The organism is Bacillus sp. LLTC93 (assembly GCF_002993125.1).
GTDB lineage: Bacteria > Bacillota > Bacilli > Bacillales > Bacillaceae > Bacillus > Bacillus zhangzhouensis.
Genome location: NZ_PVME01000003.1, coordinates 549,787 through 570,313, shown reverse-complemented (window position 1 = coordinate 570,313; position 20,527 = coordinate 549,787). Strand labels below are relative to the sequence as shown.

Below are 20,527 nucleotides of genomic sequence, written 5' to 3'. Positions count from 1 at the left end.
AATTGTACATGAAAAATAGAAATAAAAAGTCCATTTTGGTCAGTTTACTGCTGATCTTTACACTGATCCTTGCGGCTTGCTCTGGTGGGAATAAAACTTCTGGAGACAGTGAAAAGAAATCCACTGGTAAACCTGTACAAGGCGGAGATCTTGTCATCGGTTCAATTGCAGAGCCTACGTTATTTAACTCGCTGTATTCAACAGATGTGGCAAGCTCTGATATTGAGGAAAGAATCTACAGCTTCTTACTTCAAACAGACGGAAAACTCAACCCGCAGCTAGCGCTGGCAGAAGATATTAAAGAATCTGATGACGGCAAGCAGTTTGATGTGACCATTAGAAAAGGTGTGAAGTTTCATGATGGTAAAGAACTGACTGCTGAGGATGTTGTGTTTACATACAGCATTCCGATCAATAAGGACTACAACGGTGAGCGTGGATCAGGCTTTGAAGTCTTAGATTCTGTCAAGAAGACAGGAGATTACTCTATTGAATTCAAGCTCAATAAAAAAGATCCGTATTTTTATAATGTCACACTAGGAAGCTATGGTATTTTGCCTAAGCATATTTTAGGTGATGTGCCTGTCAAGGATCTCGGTGAAAATGAATTTAACCGAAAAAAACCAATCGGTTCAGGCCCATTTAAATTTGCAGAGTGGAAAGAAGGAGACTATGTCAAACTAGAAGCCTTTGACGATTATTGGGATGGACGTCCATACCTTGATACCGTCACGATTAAAACGATTCCTGATCAGAATGCAGCCATTGCCCAGCTATCAGCAGGTGATATTGACTTCTTTGCTGTACCGGGAGCAGAGCTGCAAACAGCTGAAAAAGTCAGCAACGTTAAAATTGAATCTGATCTAGGACTCAATTATTCATATATTGGCTGGAACCAGAAAAATGATCTCTTTAAAAGTAAAAAGGTCCGCCAAGCGCTTACGCATGCCATTGATCGTCAAACGATTGTCGATCAAGTGTTAGATGGAGACGGGAAAGTAGCCAACATTCCGGAAAGTCCGCTGTCATGGAACTATCCAAAGAGTGAAAATGTCCCAGTGTTCGAATTTGACCAAGAAAAAGCGAAAAAGATGCTGAAAGAAGAGGGCTGGGAGGATACAGATGGAGACGGCTATCTTGATAAGGATGGCAAAAAGTTCTCCTTTGTTTTGAAGACGAACCAAGGAAACAAAGTCCGTGAAGATATCGCTGTTGTTGTTCAGCAGCAGCTCAAAGAAATTGGGGTTGAAGCAAAGCCGCAAATTGTGGAATTCAGTGCATTAATTGAACAGACGACACCGCCTAAATGGGATTATGATGCTCTATTACTTGGCTGGAGCCTTGCGACATTCCCTGATCAATACAGCATCTTCCATTCAAGTCAGTCGGAAAAAGGCTTGAATAACATTTGGTATAAAAATGAAGAGGTGGATCAGCTGCTAGTTGATGCGAAGAACTTGAGCGATCGAAAAGAATATTCGAAGGCGTATGAAAAAATTTATAAGCTGATCGCAGAAGACCAACCGTATACGTTCCTTTATTATGCCAACTCACATCGTGCAATGCCATCTAATCTCCAAGGCTACTCTTACCACCCGAAAGATGAGTATTACAAAATCGAAAAATGGTGGATTGAACAGTAGGCTACTTGTGAAGAAGGGGAGTTTACTCCCCTTTCAGCGTGAAGACAAACCCTCGCATTCGGTGTCAGTTCTGCGTGCTGGTGCTCACGAATATCAAATTCGCTCCGCTCCAGTACTCGGCCTTCCTAGACTTCAAGGGTTTTCATATCACGCTGAAAAAAAGACAAAGAGCTAAAATAAAGATCATTTTAGCCCTTTGTCATCAATCTGGAAGGGGAGTTTACTCCCCTTTTTATATCACGGTATGGTCATTCGATGAAAAAGGAGTTGTGCATATGGTTACATATATCATTCGAAGGACATTGCTTTCCATTCCTATCTTGTTTGGTATTACGATTTTGTCCTTTGCTATTATGAAAGCAGCACCAGGCGATCCGATGTCACTCATGATGGACCCTACCATTAGTGCCGCAGACCGGGAAGCCTTTATTGATAAGTACGGCTTGAATGATCCCGAATATGTGCAATATATGAAATGGCTTGGCAATATGCTTCAAGGTGACTTTGGCACATCCATTGTAAAAAAGGGGACCCCCGTGGCTGATTTGATTTTTGCCCGGTTGCCAAATACCCTCATCCTCATGATTTTTTCTACATTTATTGCCCTGATCATCGCCATCCCATTTGGTGTCCTTTCAGCAAAACGTCCGTATACAAAGCTTGACTATGGCATTACGGTTACATCATTTATCGGACTGGCTATTCCGAATTTTTGGTTTGGTCTGATCCTCATTATGGTTTTATCTGTGAATCTAGGATGGTTCCCAACTGGTGGAGTCTCTACCTTGAATACCGATTTTAATGTGTTTGACCGGCTCCATCACATCATTTTACCAGCCTTTGTGTTAGCAACTGCTGATATGGCAGGGCTTACGCGTTACACAAGGTCGAGTATGCTTGATGTCATGCGGCAGGATTACATTCGCACTGCAAGAGCGAAAGGCTTTAGAGAAAACAAAGTCATTTTCAAGCATGGCTTAAGAAATGGTTTGATGCCTGTCATTACGATTTTTGGCCTCATGATTCCATCCTTTATTGGCGGCGCGGTCGTGGTAGAACAAATATTCACATGGCCTGGTCTTGGAAAGCTGTTTATCGATTCTGCTTTTTCAAGAGATTATCCGGTGATTATGGCGATGACCGTTATTTCCGCAGTGCTAGTGGTTGTTGGAAACTTAATAGCGGATATTTTATATGCGATCGTTGATCCGCGTATTGAGTATTAGAAGGGAGCTGAAGCACAATTGGCACAGCCTAATATGGGAACACCTCCTGTTGATCTCAAATTAAAGGAAGGCCTTCCGCCAAAACCTGAGACGATGCTGCGTTTATTTTGTGAGAAATTTTTCAAAAATAAATTGGCGGTTGTCGGCTCTGTTATTTTATTGGTGATCATCTTTTCGGCCATTTTTGCTCCAGTGATCGCCCCTTACGCACCAGAGCAGCAAGATTTATTGAAGCGGCTTCAGCCACCAAGTGCAGAGCATTTTATGGGAACTGACAAGTTTGGCCGCGATATTTTCTCAAGAGTGCTTTATGGAGCGCGTGTCTCTCTGTTAGTTGGTTTCGTCTCAGTGGTCGGAGCGATCACCATTGGCACCGTCGTTGGAGCGGTAGCAGGCTATTTTAAAGGATTTGTTGATTCTGTATTAATGAGGTTTGTTGATGTCGTGTTGTCTATTCCGGACATCTTTCTATTGATCACGCTAGTGACGATTTTCAAACCAGGCATTGATAAATTGATTTTGATCTTTGCTTTGACCGGCTGGACAACAACCGCCAGACTGATCCGCAGTGAATTCTTATCCCTGCGAACAAGGGAATTCGTATTGGCGGCAAGAACGATTGGAACGAAAAACCATGTCATCATCTTTTCGCATATTTTACCGAACTGTATCGGTCCTATTATCGTGTCAGCTACATTGAAAGTAGGTTCCGTCATTTTAGCTGAATCAACGCTGAGCTATCTAGGGTTTGGCATTCAGCCCCCAACGGCAAGCTGGGGCAACATGCTGCAAGATGCACAAAATTTCTCGATTATGGTGCAAGCATGGTGGTATCCGCTATTCCCGGGTTTACTGATCCTGCTCACCGTACTATGCTTTAATTTCTTAGGAGATGGGCTGAGAGATGCGCTGGACCCTAAAAAGCTGAAGTGAGGTTTAAACTTTCATAACAAGTTGAATGAGACTCTGCGATACGTTCTCCGTTTCCTTGATGAAATAAAGAAATGCAAACCGTCATTCGCTTCGCTTGAAGTTTTGATAAAGTTGGAATAATTTCTCTATCCCTTGCCCATACTGTGGACAACAGTTTTTAAAAAGTGAGGGATTGGTTATGTTATTTCTTCATGACGTATGGGTGAATTGGTTTGAAGGGGAAGAAAATGGCTACAATGTGTGCCATTTTCATGAGTGGCGTAAGGAGGACAGTGTCGAGTTGTTAGATCAAGTGCCTTTACTCAAGGTGCAGAGTCCTTTGTTTGATTACATAGAGAATGATCTATCAGAGCTGCCGAAAACGCTGCTAGAATCTGTATTTGAGAAATCATATATTCGAAAAAATCATGAACGGCGAAAATTAGAGTATTGCTTTGTTGTAACGGACGGCATCCGAATCATTGCCGTAGATACAATTGGGTATTCCATTCCTGTGAGAAAGAGCCGTTTGATTCCAAGACAGGAGCAATTGGTGTACGAAATGGTGAAAGATGTAAAGGCAGAGGAATATGAATTCTCTAAAGACAGTCTTGAGTCGACGAAAGAGTACCATATTTTGTCATTGCCGCCGCAGCACATCAGTGGATTAACGAGAAAAGAAAGACAGCTGAAGCAGCTCATGTTTATGGCGCTCGATCAATTAAAAGGACTTCAAAATAGGGCGGAAATTGCATATTGGTATACGGAATGGAATCCGCGAATGTACAACCAAATCAAACGAATGTCATTCGAGGAGATTTGGAACATGCTTTACAATGAAACAGTTGACGGGTGGTCTGAAAACCATTTAGCATTCTGTGAAAAAATGATTAAAGGACAGCCGTTTTTCGAAAAGCTTTGGGAAATGGAGAACGAATCAAAAGTGAATTAGAAAAAGCTTGCAGCATATGAAGCTGCAAGCTTTTTTATTTGCGTTTTCTGCCAAGACCCATCGCATTCTCCATTTTTTTCAGCATTTTGTTTGCCGCGCGGTTTGCCTTTTCAGCGCCTTCGTCTAGAATGCGGTCAAGCTCGTCTGACTCAATGAGTTCATAGTATCGATCTTGTATTGGTTTTAAAGCATCCACCACAACGTTCGCAAGATCTCCCTTAAACTCACCATAGCCCTTGCCTTCATACTTTTGTTCAAGCTCGTCAATAGATACGTTACCTAATACAGAATAAATCGTCAGCAAGTTGGCGATTCCAGGCTTGTTTTCTTTGTCATACTTGACGACGCCCTCCGAATCAGTGACTGCACTTTTAATTTTCTTTTCAAGCTGCTTTGGTTCATCTAATAAGGTAATGAAGGATTTTTGGTTCGGATCGGATTTGCTCATTTTTTTCGTTGGGTCTGTTAAAGACATGATTCGAGCGCCTTCTTTTGGAATTTTCACTTCTGGTACGGTAAAGATATCGTTAAACTTTCTGTTAAAGCGCTCAGCAAGCGTTCTTGTCAATTCAAGATGCTGCTTTTGATCCTCGCCAACAGGTACTAAGTCAGTACCGTATAATAAGATATCGCCAGCCATTAATGGTGGATAGGTTAACAAGCCTGAAACAACAGCTTCCTTACCAGCGGATTTGTCCTTAAATTGAGTCATTCTTTCTAATTCCCCAATATAAGCGACACATTGCAGCATCCAGCCTGCCTGGGCGTGGGCAGGTACCTCTGATTGGATAAACAATGTCGCCTTCTCTGGATCAAGTCCTACTGCCAAATAAAGAGCCGCTAAGCTTCTAATATTTTGACGAAGAGCTAAGCGATCCTGACTCACTGTAATCGCATGCTGATCCACCACACAAAAATAGCCATGATAGTCATGCTGCAAATCAACAAATTGCTTCATTGCCCCAATGTAGTTCCCTAATGTCACAGAACCGCTAGGCTGAATGCCTGAGAAAATTGTCTTCTTTGTCATACTAAAACCTCTTTTCTTCAATATAAAAAGGCCCACCCATCACTTTTCAACAGAAAAGGGACGAATGAACCGCGGTACCACCCTTGTTATTTCAATCAGAAATCACTCAAGACGTTGATATCGGAGACTGCTCCGTCTAAGCCTACTCACTTTTCAGAAGTGTTCGGTTAGCTGCTCCAAAGCCCATTCCATACATGCCATTATCTGCTTACACCGGCCGCAGACTCTCTGTAAATGGTGAATATATGTACTCTTCTTTTTCATCGCAACAGTATGTCTATCTATTATAAAGGATGACAATGAAAAAGTCACGAAGCCCTATGTGACCTTCTCATCATGTCGTTTGACACTTAAAATTTTAGATAAAATAGCAACTATCTGTCAGAATTTTTAAAAAAAGGATGATTAATTATATGTATAAAACATTATTCCTGTTGAATTTGTTAAATTATTTTAATCAATTTCCGCTTTAATTTGTTGAAGTGCTTGAGACTTTAGTTTATAAAAATCCCTCTTTATCCCCATTTACGTTTTTTAAAAATATATGAAATTGATATTGCAATAAATTATTCTATTCATTATAATGAATTTGTTCACACGTTTGTGCTAGGCTCTTTACATAATGAAAATTCAGAAAAAACAAAAGAAATAGAAAGTAAGTTATTTAGGGACTTTTTTACGCTATTTCTTAAATCTGAATCTCATCTTCTATCGAGACCTTTGAACTAAAACATATTATAAGGGGGAATACAGTTGAAAAAGCGTTGGTCTGTTGTTACTTTAATGCTTATTTTCACACTTGTATTAAGCGCTTGTGGTTTCAGCGGAAACAAATCAGGCGACAGCACGAGCAGTTCTGGAGAGGCTAAAACAACATTAAATGTGAATATCTCCACTGAGCCTTTTTCTCTACATCCGGGATTGGCAAATGATTCAACTTCAGGAAGTGTCATCCGTCAGACTTTTGAGGGATTAACTAGAATTAATGCTGAAGGCAAGCCAGAAAATGCAATGGCTTCTGACATCAAAACAAGTGCTGATGGTAAAACATACACATTCACACTTCGTGATGCAAAATGGTCTAATGGTGACCCTGTCACAGCAAAAGATTTCGAATATGCTTGGAAATGGGCATTAGATCCTAAAAATGAATCTCAATATGCTTATCAGCTTTACTATATTAAAGGTGCTGAAGCAGCTAACAAAGGGAAAGCGAAAGTTGCTGATGTTGGCATTAAAGCAAAAGACGACAAAACGCTTGTAGTTGAGCTAGAGAACCCAACACCGTTCTTTACTGAACTCACTGCATTCTATACGTATATGCCAGTCAACCAAAAAGTGGCTGAAAAGAATAAAAACTGGTTCACAAATGCTGGTGAAAACTACGTATCTAACGGACCATTCGTTCTTTCTCAATGGAAACATGGCGGTTCTATCACGCTTGAAAAGAACAATGAATACTGGGATAAAGACACTGTAAAACTGAAAAAGATTAACATGTCTATGATCAAAGATACAAACACTGAGCTTAGCATGTTCAAAAAAGGCGAGCTTGACTGGGCTGGTTCTCCAACTGGAAGCCTTCCAACTGAATCTTTACAAACATTGAAAAAAGATGGCGGTCTTAAAATTCAAACGATCGCTGGTATCTATAACTACAAATTCAACACAGAAGTAAAACCTTTAAACAATGCAAACATTCGTAAGGCTCTTGCATACTCAATCAACCGCCAAGCGATTGTTGACAAAATTACGCAAGGTGAACAAGTTCCAGCAATGGCAATCGTGCCTCCAACAATGGAAGGATTCACTGATAACAAAACTGGCTACTTTAAAGATCACGATGTAGCAACTGCTAAAGAACTTCTTGAAAAAGGTGCGAAAGAATTAGGCTATAAGTCAGTTTCTGATCTTCCAGCATTGAAATTGTCTTACAATACTGATGAAGGCCACCAAAAGATTGCACAAGCAATTCAAGAAATGTGGAAGAAAGATCTAGGTATTAAAGTTGAACTTGATAACTCTGAGTGGAACGTATACATCGACAAAATCCACAGCGGAGATTACCAAATTGGACGTATGGGCTGGTTAGGTGACTTTAACGATCCAGTGAACTTCCTTGAGCTTTACAAAGATAAAGACGGTGGAAACAACGACACTGGCTGGGAAAACAAAGAGTACAAACAATTATTGAATGATTCTGCGAAAGAAACAGATAAAACAAAACGTGAAGAAATGCTGAAAAAAGCAGAAGAAATTCTCATCAACGATATGCCTGTAGCACCAATCTACTTCTACACTCAGCTTTGGGTACAAGATCCAAAACTAAAAGGTGTAGTCGTATCTGGACTTGGTGATGTTCAATACAAATGGGCACATTTCGAAAAGTAAGATTATAGTGTAAGAGATCTATGGCAAGGATCTTAAGGTATATGGAGGATGTCTCTCCATATACCTTTCTTGCTGATTAGAGAAATTGTTGTAAAATCATGGAGGTGCAATTCCGTTGCTTAAATATATCGGTAAGCGATTAATATATATTTTAATCACACTGTTTGTTATTGTAACTGCAACTTTCTTTCTCATGCAGGCAGCACCTGGTGGTCCATTCTCTGGAGAGAAGAAACTTCCTGCTGAAATTGAAGCAAACCTAAACGAGCACTACGGGTTGGACAAGCCCTTATTTGTTCAATATGTAAGCTATTTAGGTTCAGTTGCAAAATTAGATTTTGGTCCCTCATTTAAATATAAAGGACAAACTGTAAATGACTTAATCAGTTCTGGATTCCCCGTTTCCTTTACCCTCGGAATTGAGGCAATTCTCCTCGCATTAGCATTTGGTGTATTGTTTGGGGTCCTTGCAGCGCTCTATCATAATAAGTGGCAAGACTACACGATTGCCATTTTAACGATCTTTGGAATCTCGGTTCCGAGTTTCATTTTAGCGGCGCTACTACAATATGTATTTGCATCTGAGGCAAGCTTCTTAGCGATTTTCCCGGTTGCAGGATGGGAGACTTGGGCAAGCACCGTACTACCTTCTATTGCACTTTCCTTCATGCCAATGGCATTTATCGCTAGACTTTCACGGTCAAGTATGCTTGAAGTGCTAAACAGTGACTACATTAGAACGGCTAGAGCGAAAGGATTAACGAAATCAGCTGTTACGATCAAACACGCGATTCGAAACGCATTGTTACCTGTCATCACATACATGGGACCAATGGCTGCTTCGGTTTTAACAGGTAGTTTTGTCGTTGAGAAGATTTTTGGTATTCCTGGCTTAGGCTCTCACTTTGTCACAAGCATTACAAACCGTGATTACACCGTCATCATGGGTGTCACTGTCTTCTACAGTATTATTCTATTAATCAGTATTCTAGTCGTTGACGTTCTATATGGCATCATCGATCCAAGAATTAAACTGACGAAGGCGAAGAAAGGGGTCTAACACATGGAAGAAATGAGAAAAGACTTATTTGTGCCGGCGACGGCTGACGCAGCAGAATCTGAAAAAATTTCTAAACCGAGTCTATCTTTATGGAAGGATGCCATGCTTCGCTTCCGTGCAAATAAACTTGCAATGGTTGGGCTTACAATTATTTTCATTATTGTGATGCTGGCGATTTTCGTTCCGGTGTTTTCTAAATATGATTACTCTACGACAGATTTGCTTAATGCAGACCAGCCACCATCAAAAGAGCACTGGTTCGGTACGGATGATTTAGGCCGAGACATGTTTGTTCGTACATGGGTGGGTGCAAGAATTTCGATCTTTATCGGTCTTGCTGCAGCCATTCTTGACGTGATCATCGGTATTATCTGGGGAAGTATTGCTGCATTCAAAGGCGGCCGTACAGATGAAGTCATGATGCGTATTGCAGACGTTTTATGGGCAATTCCAACATTATTAATGGTCATCTTAATGATGGTTGTTCTCCCAAAAGGATTATTAACGATTATCCTCGCCATGACCGTCGTAGGCTGGATTAACATGGCACGTATTGTACGGGGACAAGTTTTACAATTGAAAAGTCAAGAGTACGTTCTTGCAGCACAAACATTAGGTGCGAAAACGTCTAGACTTTTATTTAAACACTTGATTCCAAACTCAATGGGACCAATTCTTGTGACGATGACGCTAACGATTCCTTCTGCTATTTTCACAGAGGCCTTCTTAAGCTATTTAGGGCTTGGTGTACCTCAGCCTTTAGCAAGTTGGGGAACAATGGCGTCTGACGGAATCCCGGCCATGACGTACTATCCGTGGAGATTATGGTTCCCAGCCGCATTTATTTGTATAACAATGTTTGGTTTTAACGTGGTTGGAGACGGACTAAGAGACGCTTTAGATCCGAAGTTGCGTAAATAAGGAGTGATGAGGATGGAACGTGAACGTATTCTAGAGGTGAAAGACCTTGCAATCTCATTTAAAACATATGGTGGAGAGGTTCAAGCCATCCGTGGTGTGAACTTCCACTTAAATAAAGGCGAGACACTTGCGATTGTAGGTGAGTCTGGCTCTGGTAAAAGTGTCACATCACAGGCTATCATGAGATTAATCCCGATGCCGCCAGGTTATTTCAAGCGCGGAGAGATCCTGTTTGATGGACAAGATATTGTCAAGAAAACGGAAAAACAAATGCAAACCATTCGAGGAAAAGACATTGCTATGATCTTCCAGGATCCAATGACTTCTCTGAACCCAACCATGAAGGTCGGGAAACAAATTACTGAAGTGCTATTCAAGCACGAACAAATTTCGAAAGAAGCGGCTGAAAAAAGAGCCATTGAATTATTAGAGCTTGTTGGGATTCCGATGCCTGAAAAAAGAATCAAGCAATATCCGCACGAATTTAGTGGCGGGATGAGACAGAGGGTTGTCATCGCGATGGCACTCGCAGCAGATCCAAAGCTATTGATTGCTGATGAACCAACAACTGCACTTGATGTAACGATCCAGGCACAAATATTAGAATTAATGAAAGAAATTCAGCAAAAGATTGAAACATCGATTATCTTTATTACCCACGATCTAGGTGTTGTCGCCAATGTTGCTGATCGTGTAGCCGTCATGTATGCAGGACAGATTGTGGAAACAGGGACTGTCGATGAAATCTTCTACAACCCGAAACATCCATATACATGGGGACTTTTAGCATCAATGCCGAGTTTAGATACAGATGGCGGAGATGAAGGAAAGCTGACAGCGATCCCAGGAACACCGCCAGATCTAACAAACCCGCCGAAAGGAGATGCATTTGCACTCCGAAGCGATTATGCAATGAAAATTGACTTTGAACAAGAACCGCCAATGTTCAAAGTATCAGATACGCATTATGTGAAATCATGGCTACTTCATCCGAATGCACCTAAAGTTGAACCGCCTGCTGCTGTAAAGGCGAGAATGCGTGAACTAGAAGGTAGCTACGAAAAACCTGTATTAGTAAAAGAGGGTGAATAGCATGGCAGAAAAACTGGTAGAAATTAAAAATTTGAAGCAGCATTTCCATACAGCAAGAGGAACTGTGAAAGCAGTTGACGGTGTCTCATTTGATATTTATAAAGGTGAAACACTTGGACTTGTAGGTGAATCTGGATGTGGTAAGTCTACAACCGGACGTTCCATCATTAGACTTTATGATGCGACAGATGGCGAGGTTCTCTATAAAGGAGAGAGCGTACACGGGAAGAAATCAAGACAAAAAATGCTTGAATTCAACCGACAAATGCAGATGATCTTCCAAGATCCGTATGCGTCACTTAACCCTAGAATGACAGTCCTTGATATCATTGCAGAGGGCATAGACATTCATGGGCTTGCGAAATCTAAGCAAGCGCGTAAAGAGCGTGTGTACCAATTGCTTGAAACTGTTGGCTTGAACAAAGAGCATGCGAACAGATATCCACATGAATTTTCAGGTGGTCAAAGACAGCGAATTGGAATTGCTCGTGCATTAGCAGTTGAGCCAGACTTTATCATTGCGGACGAACCAATCTCTGCACTTGATGTGTCCATTCAAGCGCAGGTCGTCAATTTAATGAAAGAACTGCAAGAAGAAAAAGGCTTAACGTATTTATTCATTGCGCATGACCTTTCCATGGTGAAATACATTAGCGATCGTATCGGTGTGATGTATTTTGGGAAATTGGTTGAACTCGCACCAGCGAATGAATTATACGAAAACCCGCTTCATCCATATACAAAATCATTGTTATCTGCGATTCCGCTTCCAGATCCTGATTACGAGCGTAACCGCAAGCGAATGAAGTATGATCCATCCGTTCATAAAGGGACGAACACGGAGTTCCGTGAAGTGAAGCCAGGCCACTTTGTGAGCTGCACAGAGGAAGAGTTCAAAGAGCTCCAGGCTAAACAATAAGATCAGAACAGAGAAGAAGCACTGCTAGGTCAGTGCTTCTTTTTTTATTTTACAAAAAAACAGTATTATGGTAATTTTCGATTAACAAAGAGAGAAGTCTAGGAGGAAATAAGATGTCAAGATGGAGGAATTTTCGCTATTCATTACTTCATTTTCTGATCGTGTTCATGCTTTTCTCAACGTCATTTTTGGCGGAACCAAACGGAGGACCGTGGTTGCTCTCGTTTATGGTACTCATTGGCAGCATTTCGTTTTCGGTGGAATATATGCTTGACCGTCATACGAACAACCAGAAGCCAGAAGCACAGCGCGTGAAGTATCTTTATTTCATCATGTTTCAAATCGCGATGACACTCATTCTGTTTGTTTGTTTTCACATGCTCATGAATCGTTCGATATAAAACTTTTTTTGCATTGTTTGAAAAAAAGTGAAACCACCTCATACTTTTTAGCGTCTTACTAGTACAGGCGTTTAAATAGCAGGAAATCGGGAATATATAAGGAAGTGGTTCTTCACTATATCATAAGGAGCGGATCCATGAATTGGTATGAAAAGCTCAGTGAATACTTCCCGATAGAAGAAATGAAGTCAAAAGAGCATATGGAAGCTTTATTAAAGGAAAGAAGTGAAATTTATCATAAGGAAGAAGGGCCTCATCATGTGATGATGTACGCTGAATTTGATTCTTTCATCTTTATTGATTATTTATTTGTTTCCAAAGATGCAAGAGGTGAAGGCCTCGGCTCAAAGCTCATTCATAAGCTGAAGGAAAAAAAGAAACCGATCTTGCTTGAGGTCGAGCCTGTAGATGAAGATGATGCAGATACTGCAAAACGCCTAAAGTTTTACCAAAGAGAGCACTTCAAGCATGCCGAATCAATCGGTTATAAACGCAGGTCACTTGCAACCAATGAAGTGAGCCGCATGGAAATCCTTTATTGGTCGCCTCTTACAGATAATGAGGAAGAAATAATGGAGGCCATGAGGAAGACATATGAAAGAATCCATACGTATAAAGATGAAGAATGGTATGGGCAATCGTATGAGGATGTTGATGATGTGTTGAAGGTCATCGAAAATAAAAAACAAAAAAACATTTTCGATCATCTCGACTAAATGAGAATGTTCAGACATCAACCATCACCAAAATGAACGAAATTGTCTAGTTTTTGTCACAAAAATTGCAAGAAAACCTGTTCACACTTACTTTTTTATAGTATAATCACTATAAAGATTACTAATTTAGAACAATTTTAATTTAAGAATACAGATCAATATTCATTCTACAAATTGAGGAGTGAAGATTTATGGTAACATTATACACATCACCAAGCTGTACATCATGTAGAAAAGCAAGAGCGTGGTTAGAAGAGCACAATATTCCATATCAAGAGAGAAACATTTTTTCTGAGCCTCTTTCAATCGATGAAATCAAAGAAATTCTTCGAATGACAGAAGACGGTACAGATGAAATCATCTCAACACGTTCTAAAGTATTCCAAAAGCTAAATGTGAATGTTGAGACAATGCCGCTTCAACAATTGTATAAACTAATCAACGAGCATCCTGGTCTTTTAAGACGTCCAATTATCTTGGATGAAAAAAGATTACAAGTTGGGTACAACGAAGATGAAATTAGACGTTTCCTTCCAAGAACGGTTCGTACATTCCAACTGAGAGAAGCTCAGCGACTTGCTAACTAATAGAAAAGCGAAAAGCTGCCGATCATCCGGCAGCTTTTTTTATTTGTTTTCAGTTGTTTTCAGCCGTTTGTTCATAAAAGAGGCTGGCTAAAATGACGGTTGCGACTGTTAAAAAAGGAAGCAAAAATTCAAGGGTTGCATGCTGCGCCATAAATTCATTCAATTTCACATCACGGACAATCATTTCACCGCCAGTAAAAGCTAAAAGGGCACTTCCTCCGTATAAAAGAAACGGAAATTTGATTAATGCTGTATGAATGAGCTTACTTCCCCAAATGATAATAGGTACTGAAATCATTAAGCCAAAAGCGGTAAGCACCATGTTACCTTTTGCGGCTCCTGCAACTGCGATCACATTATCAAGCGACATAAAGAGGTCCGCAATCACAATGGTTTGAACCGCACGCCAAAGGGAGCCACTGCTTTTAATCCGAATGGATTCTTTCTTTTGTTCAATTAACAGATTGTATCCTATATAAAGGAGAAAGAGCCCACCGATAAATTGCAAATAAGGGATGGTCAATAAATAAACTGCTGCACCTGTCATTGTAATTCTCATCAGCACTGCCAAAAGTGTGCCGATCCATATGGCTTTATTGCGTTTATCATTTGATAAGCTTCGACTGGCCATCGCAATGATCAACGCATTATCTCCGCCTAAAATCATGTCTATGCCAATAATCATCAGTAAGGATACGATCCACTCTGTTTCCACCCATTTCACCTCACGTTACTAATAGAGCTCGTACAACCAATATATGAGGACAATTGAAATATATGTTTCTGTAAGTTTTCTCTGCAAAAAATGCGTTTTTATTTCTTTTATTCATGTTTTATCATAAAATAGACAGTACAAAGCAATACCTCAATTCTTTAAACGGTTAACATGTAGACGGAACGGGTAAAGTGTAGTAAAGTACTATTAATTGGGAGCTTGTATGTCCCTTCAACATCTTATATAGAAGGGAAGGTTGGCAAAATGGAAATTGAAAGAATAAATGAACATACAGTCAAATTTTATATTTCCTACGGTGATATTGAAGATCGCGGTTTTGACCGTGAAGAGATTTGGTATAATCGTGAACGCAGTGAAGAGCTGTTCTGGGAAGTAATGGACGAAGTACACGAAGAAGAAGAGTTTGCAGTAGAGGGACCGCTTTGGATTCAAGTACAGGCACTTGATAAAGGTCTTGAAATTGTCGTGACAAAAGCCCAACTTTCTAAAGATGGACAAAAGCTCGAATTGCCGATTCCAGAAGATAAAAAAGGTCAAACAGATGAAAGTCTAGATGCACTGCTTGATGATTTTCATAAAGAAGAGCAGGATCAAGAAGAACATAATGAGAAGGACAAAAAGCTTCAACTTCAATTCGTATTGAAATTGGATGACTTTGAAGATTTGATTGCACTTTCTCAATTAAATATGCAGGATTTTACCACAAGTTTATATTCGTTTGAAAACCGTTATTATCTATATGTTGACTTCCACGAGGATTTGTCAGATGAGCAAGTGGAGAATAAGCTCAGCATTCTGCTTGAATATGCCCATGAATCAGTGGTCAGCATCTACAGACTGCAAGAATACGGTCAGCTGATTGTGAAAGGGAATGCCCTTGAAACGATTCAACAGCACTTCTCGTAAACAACAAAAAGTCGATTTCTATAGAGGAATCGGCTTTTTTATCTGAATGAATAGTTAAACAAAGAGATCGGCAAGGAGAAAATGAAATGAGAAATTTAGTTAAGGTTCTATTTTTTCTTATCATTACGATAGGTGCTTATTTAATTATTCAAATTTTTGCCGGTGATCTAGCGGTCAGTGTACTCAGTTCCGTCAGCGTTCTATTCACTTTATCGATTATCTTCATTGGATTTGTCATTTTCTTAGAGAACCGAAATCCGTCCCAAACGATTACATGGCTTGTCCTGCTTGGCAGCTTTCCGTTGTTCGGATTTTTGTTCTATATTTTCTTTGGCCGCAATATTAAAAAGCGCCGGCTGTTTGAAAAGAAAGCGGCGCTGGATGAGCAGTTAATCCAGGAAGATGAACGCATTCACAGAGAAGCAATTGAAAAAATGACACATATGGGTGACCATCAGCAGCTTTTATTTAAGCTGGCCCACAGACTTGGACATACCCCTATTACGTATCGAACGTCCTCTAAAGTGCTAACAAATGGAGAAGAAACGTTCTCTCATATTTTTGAAGAGATCAAAAAGGCAAAACATCACATTCACCTAGAATACTATATTCTCCGCCACGATGACCTTGGCCAAGAATTAAAGGACATTTTAATTGAAAAAGCGAAAAATGACGTCATTGTCCGTTTTTTATATGACGATGTAGGCAGCTTAAAGCTCTCTCGCCAATATATTGCTGACCTAGAAAAAGCTGGCGTTCAGATCGTTCCGTTTTTACCAGTAAGGCTACCCTTGTTAAATAATAAAATCAACTTCCGTAATCACCGGAAAATTGTGGTGATTGATGGGGAAGTAGGATTTGTCGGCGGCCTTAACATTGGAGACGAATATATGGGCAGAAGCAGGCAATATGGATTCTGGCGTGATACGCACCTGATGATTAAAGGTGAGGCTGTTCGCGATTTGCAGCAAATTTTTATGCAGGATTGGTATTATATGACCAATGAAAGATGCTCAGGCGTGGAATATTTTAAAGATTTCAGCCATCTTGAGAGTACAACAGAAGGCGTACAAATGATCGCTGGCGGTCCTGATAAACAGTGGGAGGTCATTAAAAATCTCTTTTTCTCCATGATCATCTCCGCCAAAAAATCAATTTGGATCGCTTCACCGTATTTTGTACCTGATGATGATATTTTGTCAGCTTTGAAAATTGCTTCTTTGAGTGGAGTAGATGTACGGATTATTGCACCGAAGAATCCAGATAAACGGATCGTCTTCCATGCGTCTCGTTCATACTTCCCGGAGCTTCTTGAAGCAGGGGCGAAGGTGTATGAATATGATCAAGGCTTTATGCATAGTAAGTTTATTATTGTAGATAGTGAGCTGGCTTCGATTGGGACGGCCAACATGGATATGAGAAGCTTTCATTTGAACTTTGAAGTGAATGCCTTCCTCTATAAAACGAAAAGCACAGAGAAGCTGGTCAACGACTTCTTAGGTGATTTAGAGCAGTCGCATGAAATTGTCCCGGAAGAATTTGCAAAGAGGCCTTTGAGGGTGAGGCTGTTTGAATCTACCGCAAGATTATTATCACCACTTTTATAAAAATTGTATTTCTCCCTTTTTCTAAAAGGGGGATTTTTTATTTTAACGAGGAAAAGCTCGGTGAAATCATCTTTTGAATCGATAAAAGTCCATTTTCGATATTCGCTTCCTCTGATGAAAACAAGCTATCATATGGTCATCAAAGAGCAAGGAGCGAAATGAATGAACGAAGCGATCATGGATAATGGGAAGCTTATCAGAATTACACATCATCTAACGAAAAGTCGGTTAGAGCATGTAAGGGCTACATGCAAGTTTTATTGCCCTGAATGCAGGCAGGAGGTACAATTAAAGCTAGGTGAGCATCGTGTCTATCATTTTGCACATAAACAGCTGACAGCATGTCCATTAGCTGCTTCAGGCGAAACGGCTTATCATCAGGCGGGGAAGGCAGCCATCAAGGCTTGGCTCACTAGGCTTGGACATGAACCGGTGCTGGAGAAGTATGTTTCAAAGGTTCAGCAGCGTCCTGATGTGACCGTCGCTATAGGAGATGCAGGCTATGCGCTCGAATTTCAATGTGCGAATATTTCGCAGCAAGAGCTGCAAAAAAGAACAGAAGGTCTCCGTGCAGCAGGGCTCTATCCTTTATGGATCATAGGTGCAAATCGTTTAAAACGAAAATCTACACAGCTCTTTTCTTTCTCCTCCATTCATTGGGGAATCTTAAGGCAAACGAAGAAAAGGAGACTGATTTTTTACTGTCCGATTCAGCAAATGTTCATCCATCTTGATCAAATCCTCGTGTTTCAGCCAACCAAAATATGTGCCACAATAACCGTCAGACCGCCTTCAGCATACCGTCAACTTTCGGCGATTCTATCTTCTCCCTCGAGCAAGCATCGATTAAACAAGCAATGGCTTAGGTGTATACAACAATTTAGGCAGAGGCCTCCTCGCATTTTATCAAATGAAAGTAAGCGTTTGAGACACATTTTTTATGAGCATCACCAAATGGCATTTCCGTTTTTGCCATCTGAATTATTTATCCCACTGACAGAAGCGTATATCTTTACAAGTCCCGTTTATGTCTGGCAGGGATGTCTTTATGATTGGATGGTTAGGAAAAGAGGAAGAGGACCAATGACCATTCAACACTTTATAAAAGAAATCTATCGGTGTGTGCAGGCAAAAGAAGTGAAGCTCCGATATGCAGATGTCTCAATAGAAGAAGTCAAAGAGGTGATCACCGCATATGTAAAAGCACTCGTCTACCAAGGGTTTTTACACATGACGAAAGAGGGTAATTATGAAGTAACGTCGAATCAAATGCCAATACAAACATTAGATGAAGTGTTAAAACGAGATGCTTTCTTATTTCATTAGCATGTTTCATGCCCACTTTGATCATGATAAGAAAAAGGTGGTGCTGCTATTGAATAGAAAGAAACGCTTTTTTCTCATTTTATTAGTCTGTTTGGTATTTATTTCTGCATATGATTTGACAAATATAGCTCAAAACAAAGAAGATAAATACAACACCAATTTCTTTCACTTTCCGAAAGGTTGGTTCAACACAACTCATGCAAGGGGGATTCATATGACTTCACAAAGTAAAAACAACCATCTACCAGACAGAAGCGAAGTAAAAGAAGAAAACAAATGGCGTCTTGAAGATATTTTTGAAAGCGTCGATTCATGGAACAAGGAATTTGAAGCTGTAAAAAAAGAAATTCCTAAGCTAGCCCAATTTAAAGGCAAGCTGGCTCATTCTGCTGATGTCCTGTATGAAGCCCTAACATTTCAGGATCAACTTTCTGAAAAGCTTGGCAAGCTTTATACATATGCGCATATGAAATACGATGAAGATACAACAAACTCATCATTTCAGGCATTAAATGATAAGGCGTCCAATTTATTTACACAGCTGTCTAGTACATCTGCGTATATTGTTCCAGAGATTTTATCGATTCAAGAAGATAAACTGCAACAATTTATTCTGGAAAAAGAAGAGTTAAAACTTTATTCTCACGCTCTCGAAGAAATTAACAAAGAGCGCCCACATATTTTAAGTGAGGAGCAAGAAGCTTTATTAGCTGAAGCCTCTGAACCTCTTTCATCTGCATCCACTACTTTTAGTATGTTTAACAATGCCGATATTTCGTTCCCTTCTGTAAAGGATGAGGATGGGGAAGAAAAGAAAATTACCCACGGCAACTTCATCACATTTTTAAACAGTGATGATCGTGAAGTGAGAAAGAATGCCTTCAAAGCCGTTTATAAAACATATGATCAGTATAAGAATACACTTGCTTCTACACTGAGCGGTTCGATTAAAAAAGATAATTTTTATGCGAAAGTACGAAATTACAAATCCGCAAGAGAAGCAGCATTATCAAGAAATAGTATTCCGGAAGAAGTGTATGACAATCTAATTGATACAGTTCATCAATACTTACCTTTATTACACCGTTATATTGAATTACGTAAAAAAGTATTAAAGCTTGATGAAGTGCACAATTATGACTTGTATACACCACTTGTGAAAGATGCTGGCATGAAGTTAACCTACGATGAAGCAAAGGATTATATGCTGAAAGGATTAGCGCCATTAGGAGAAGAATATGTGTCCGTGTTAAAAGAAGGACTCGACAATCGCTGGGTAGACGTTTATGAGAATAAAGGGAAACGAAGCGGTGCGTATTCATCAGGAAGCTATGGTACCAATCCATATATTTTAATGAACTGGCAAAATAATATTGATAATTTATTTACACTGGCTCATGAATTTGGGCACTCTGTCCATAGCTACTATACAAGAAAGCACCAGCCTTATCCGTATGGCAACTATAGTATTTTTGTAGCTGAAGTGGCTTCCACAACAAATGAAGCGTTACTAGGCGAATACTTGCTCAATCATTTAGAGGATAAAAAGCAGCGTTTGTATGTGTTAAATCACTTGTTAGAAGGGTTTAGAGGAACAGTATTCAGACAAACGATGTTTGCTGAGTTTGAGCACCTTATTCATGTGAAAGCACAAGAAGGAGAGGCATTAACGCCAGAGTTTATGACGAACCTTTATTACGACCTGAATAAGAAATATTTTGGCGACGGCATGGTTGTTGATAAGGAAATCGGATTAGAATGGACGAGAATCCCTCATTTCTATTACAACTATTATGTGTACCAATATGCGACAGGCTATAGTGCGGCGCAGGCATTAAGCAAGCAAATATTAACAGAAGGTAAACCTGCGGTGGAGCGTTATACAGATTTCCTTAAAGCAGGAAGCTCCGATTACCCAATCAATGTGCTGAAAAAAGCAGGTGTTGATATGGCATCTAAAGAACCAATTGAAGCGGCATGTCAATTGTTCGAAGAAAAACTCAAAGAAATGGAAGAACTCATCTCCACAACGGGTGAGTAATGAAAAGACTTCTGTCAGACGTGTGAGTGTAAGCTCATCTTTTGACAGGAGTTTTTTTCTG

The 20,527-nt window shown here is 40.0% G+C and carries 18 protein-coding genes, 1 pseudogene and 1 other annotated feature; of the genes and pseudogenes, 17 read left to right on the top strand and 2 right to left on the bottom strand.

What is annotated here, in order from left to right; translation table 11 throughout:
• The first annotated feature begins 8 nt into the window (after positions 1-8).
• The 4 genes from C6W18_RS12475 to C6W18_RS12460 all read left to right on the top strand — a co-directional run bounded on the left by C6W18_RS12475 (position 9) and on the right by C6W18_RS12460 (position 4,733).
• Positions 9-1,643 carry a peptide-binding protein gene (locus tag C6W18_RS12475; protein ID WP_105927752.1) on the top strand — a complete coding sequence of 545 codons (1,635 nt, stop codon included), beginning with the start codon at positions 9-11 and terminating at the stop codon, positions 1,641-1,643.
• A gap of 275 nt (positions 1,644-1,918) precedes the next feature.
• A complete protein-coding gene (locus C6W18_RS12470; protein WP_105927751.1) occupies positions 1,919-2,869 on the top strand; it encodes an ABC transporter permease in 951 nt (316 codons plus the stop codon).
• A gap of 33 nt (positions 2,870-2,902) precedes the next feature.
• Positions 2,903-3,802 carry an oligopeptide ABC transporter permease gene (gene opp4C / locus C6W18_RS12465; RefSeq protein WP_078061722.1) on the top strand — a complete coding sequence of 300 codons (900 nt, stop codon included), beginning with the start codon at positions 2,903-2,905 and terminating at the stop codon, positions 3,800-3,802.
• A 178-nt stretch (positions 3,803-3,980) separates the two neighbouring features.
• Positions 3,981-4,733 carry a YjbA family protein gene (locus C6W18_RS12460; RefSeq protein ID WP_034322915.1) on the top strand — a complete coding sequence of 251 codons (753 nt, stop codon included), beginning with the start codon at positions 3,981-3,983 and terminating at the stop codon, positions 4,731-4,733.
• Positions 4,734-4,767: 34 nt separating this feature from the next.
• On the opposite strand, the gene trpS is transcribed toward C6W18_RS12460, so the two are convergent.
• The gene (gene trpS / locus C6W18_RS12455; RefSeq protein ID WP_105927750.1) at positions 4,768-5,763 is read right to left on the bottom strand and encodes a tryptophan--tRNA ligase; all 996 of its coding nucleotides are present in this window, start codon (positions 5,761-5,763) and stop codon (positions 4,768-4,770) included.
• A 53-nt stretch (positions 5,764-5,816) separates the two neighbouring features.
• Positions 5,817-6,036, bottom strand: a binding site (T-box leader).
• Between the two features lie 480 nt (positions 6,037-6,516).
• Between trpS and C6W18_RS12450 the strand changes: the two genes are divergently transcribed.
• The 8 genes from C6W18_RS12450 (at position 6,517) to spxA (ending at position 13,850) form a co-directional block, all read left to right on the top strand.
• Positions 6,517-8,154, top strand: coding sequence for a peptide ABC transporter substrate-binding protein (locus C6W18_RS12450; protein ID WP_034322910.1), 1,638 nt, complete (start codon positions 6,517-6,519; stop codon positions 8,152-8,154).
• A 115-nt stretch (positions 8,155-8,269) separates the two neighbouring features.
• Entirely contained in the window at positions 8,270-9,214 is a 945-nt protein-coding gene (locus C6W18_RS12445; protein ID WP_034322908.1) for an ABC transporter permease, read from the top strand.
• 3 nt (positions 9,215-9,217) lie between these two features.
• Positions 9,218-10,135: an ABC transporter permease gene (locus tag C6W18_RS12440; RefSeq protein WP_034322905.1), complete on the top strand. Its 918-nt coding sequence runs from the start codon at positions 9,218-9,220 to the stop codon at positions 10,133-10,135.
• A 12-nt stretch (positions 10,136-10,147) separates the two neighbouring features.
• Complete coding sequence (locus tag C6W18_RS12435) at positions 10,148-11,227, top strand: ABC transporter ATP-binding protein (protein ID WP_034322902.1); 1,080 nt, start codon at positions 10,148-10,150, stop codon at positions 11,225-11,227.
• A 1-nt stretch (position 11,228) separates the two neighbouring features.
• A complete protein-coding gene (locus C6W18_RS12430; protein ID WP_034322899.1) occupies positions 11,229-12,146 on the top strand; it encodes an ABC transporter ATP-binding protein in 918 nt (305 codons plus the stop codon).
• 113 nt (positions 12,147-12,259) lie between these two features.
• The gene (locus C6W18_RS12425; RefSeq protein WP_105927749.1) at positions 12,260-12,547 is read left to right on the top strand and encodes a hypothetical protein; all 288 of its coding nucleotides are present in this window, start codon (positions 12,260-12,262) and stop codon (positions 12,545-12,547) included.
• Between the two features lie 137 nt (positions 12,548-12,684).
• Positions 12,685-13,263, top strand: a complete 579-nt coding sequence (locus tag C6W18_RS12420; protein ID WP_105927748.1) for a GNAT family N-acetyltransferase — start codon at positions 12,685-12,687, stop codon at positions 13,261-13,263.
• 191 nt (positions 13,264-13,454) lie between these two features.
• A complete protein-coding gene (spxA, locus tag C6W18_RS12415) occupies positions 13,455-13,850 on the top strand; it encodes a transcriptional regulator SpxA (RefSeq protein ID WP_003211421.1) in 396 nt (131 codons plus the stop codon).
• 49 nt (positions 13,851-13,899) lie between these two features.
• Here the strand turns inward: spxA and C6W18_RS12410 are convergent, their stop codons facing one another.
• Positions 13,900-14,565 (bottom strand): TerC family protein, encoded by a 666-nt coding sequence (locus tag C6W18_RS12410; protein ID WP_105927747.1) that lies wholly within the window; start codon positions 14,563-14,565, stop codon positions 13,900-13,902.
• A gap of 177 nt (positions 14,566-14,742) precedes the next feature.
• Between C6W18_RS12410 and C6W18_RS20645 the strand changes: the two are divergent.
• The 5 genes and pseudogenes from C6W18_RS20645 to pepF all read left to right on the top strand — a co-directional run.
• A pseudogene (locus C6W18_RS20645) lies at positions 14,743-14,848 on the top strand (adaptor protein MecA); the annotation flags it as partial.
• Positions 14,830-15,492: an adaptor protein MecA gene (mecA, locus tag C6W18_RS12405; RefSeq protein ID WP_105927746.1), complete on the top strand. Its 663-nt coding sequence runs from the start codon at positions 14,830-14,832 to the stop codon at positions 15,490-15,492. The pseudogene C6W18_RS20645 and the gene mecA, both read left to right, overlap by 19 nt.
• Before the next feature lie 86 nt (positions 15,493-15,578).
• On the top strand, positions 15,579-17,099 hold the full coding sequence (gene cls / locus C6W18_RS12400) for a cardiolipin synthase (protein ID WP_105927745.1): 1,521 nt from the start codon (positions 15,579-15,581) through the stop codon (positions 17,097-17,099).
• A gap of 162 nt (positions 17,100-17,261) precedes the next feature.
• Positions 17,262-18,425, top strand: a complete 1,164-nt coding sequence (locus tag C6W18_RS12395) for a competence protein CoiA (protein ID WP_105927744.1) — start codon at positions 17,262-17,264, stop codon at positions 18,423-18,425.
• A 214-nt stretch (positions 18,426-18,639) separates the two neighbouring features.
• On the top strand, positions 18,640-20,466 hold the full coding sequence (pepF, locus tag C6W18_RS12390; protein WP_309219514.1) for an oligoendopeptidase F: 1,827 nt from the start codon (positions 18,640-18,642) through the stop codon (positions 20,464-20,466).
• Positions 20,467-20,527: the final 61 nt, after the last annotated feature.

What these genes read in the sequence shown, in the direction of transcription:
- C6W18_RS12435 (WP_034322902.1), top strand. Translation starts at nt 10,148, where the DNA reads ATGGAACGTGAACGTATTCTAGAGGTGAAAGACCTTGCAATCTCATTT.
- C6W18_RS12440 (WP_034322905.1), top strand. Translation starts at nt 9,218, where the DNA reads ATGGAAGAAATGAGAAAAGACTTATTTGTGCCGGCGACGGCTGACGCA.
- C6W18_RS12420 (WP_105927748.1), top strand. Translation starts at nt 12,685, where the DNA reads ATGAATTGGTATGAAAAGCTCAGTGAATACTTCCCGATAGAAGAAATG.
- pepF (WP_309219514.1), top strand. Translation starts at nt 18,640, where the DNA reads ATGACTTCACAAAGTAAAAACAACCATCTACCAGACAGAAGCGAAGTA.
- trpS (WP_105927750.1), bottom strand. Translation starts at nt 5,763, where the DNA reads ATGACAAAGAAGACAATTTTCTCAGGCATTCAGCCTAGCGGTTCTGTG.
- C6W18_RS12460 (WP_034322915.1), top strand. Translation starts at nt 3,981, where the DNA reads ATGTTATTTCTTCATGACGTATGGGTGAATTGGTTTGAAGGGGAAGAA.
- spxA (WP_003211421.1), top strand. Translation starts at nt 13,455, where the DNA reads ATGGTAACATTATACACATCACCAAGCTGTACATCATGTAGAAAAGCA.
- C6W18_RS12475 (WP_105927752.1), top strand. Translation starts at nt 9, where the DNA reads ATGAAAAATAGAAATAAAAAGTCCATTTTGGTCAGTTTACTGCTGATC.
- C6W18_RS12395 (WP_105927744.1), top strand. Translation starts at nt 17,262, where the DNA reads ATGAACGAAGCGATCATGGATAATGGGAAGCTTATCAGAATTACACAT.
- mecA (WP_105927746.1), top strand. Translation starts at nt 14,830, where the DNA reads ATGGAAATTGAAAGAATAAATGAACATACAGTCAAATTTTATATTTCC.
- C6W18_RS12425 (WP_105927749.1), top strand. Translation starts at nt 12,260, where the DNA reads ATGTCAAGATGGAGGAATTTTCGCTATTCATTACTTCATTTTCTGATC.
- opp4C (WP_078061722.1), top strand. Translation starts at nt 2,903, where the DNA reads ATGGGAACACCTCCTGTTGATCTCAAATTAAAGGAAGGCCTTCCGCCA.
- cls (WP_105927745.1), top strand. Translation starts at nt 15,579, where the DNA reads ATGAGAAATTTAGTTAAGGTTCTATTTTTTCTTATCATTACGATAGGT.
- C6W18_RS12430 (WP_034322899.1), top strand. Translation starts at nt 11,229, where the DNA reads ATGGCAGAAAAACTGGTAGAAATTAAAAATTTGAAGCAGCATTTCCAT.
- C6W18_RS12470 (WP_105927751.1), top strand. Translation starts at nt 1,919, where the DNA reads ATGGTTACATATATCATTCGAAGGACATTGCTTTCCATTCCTATCTTG.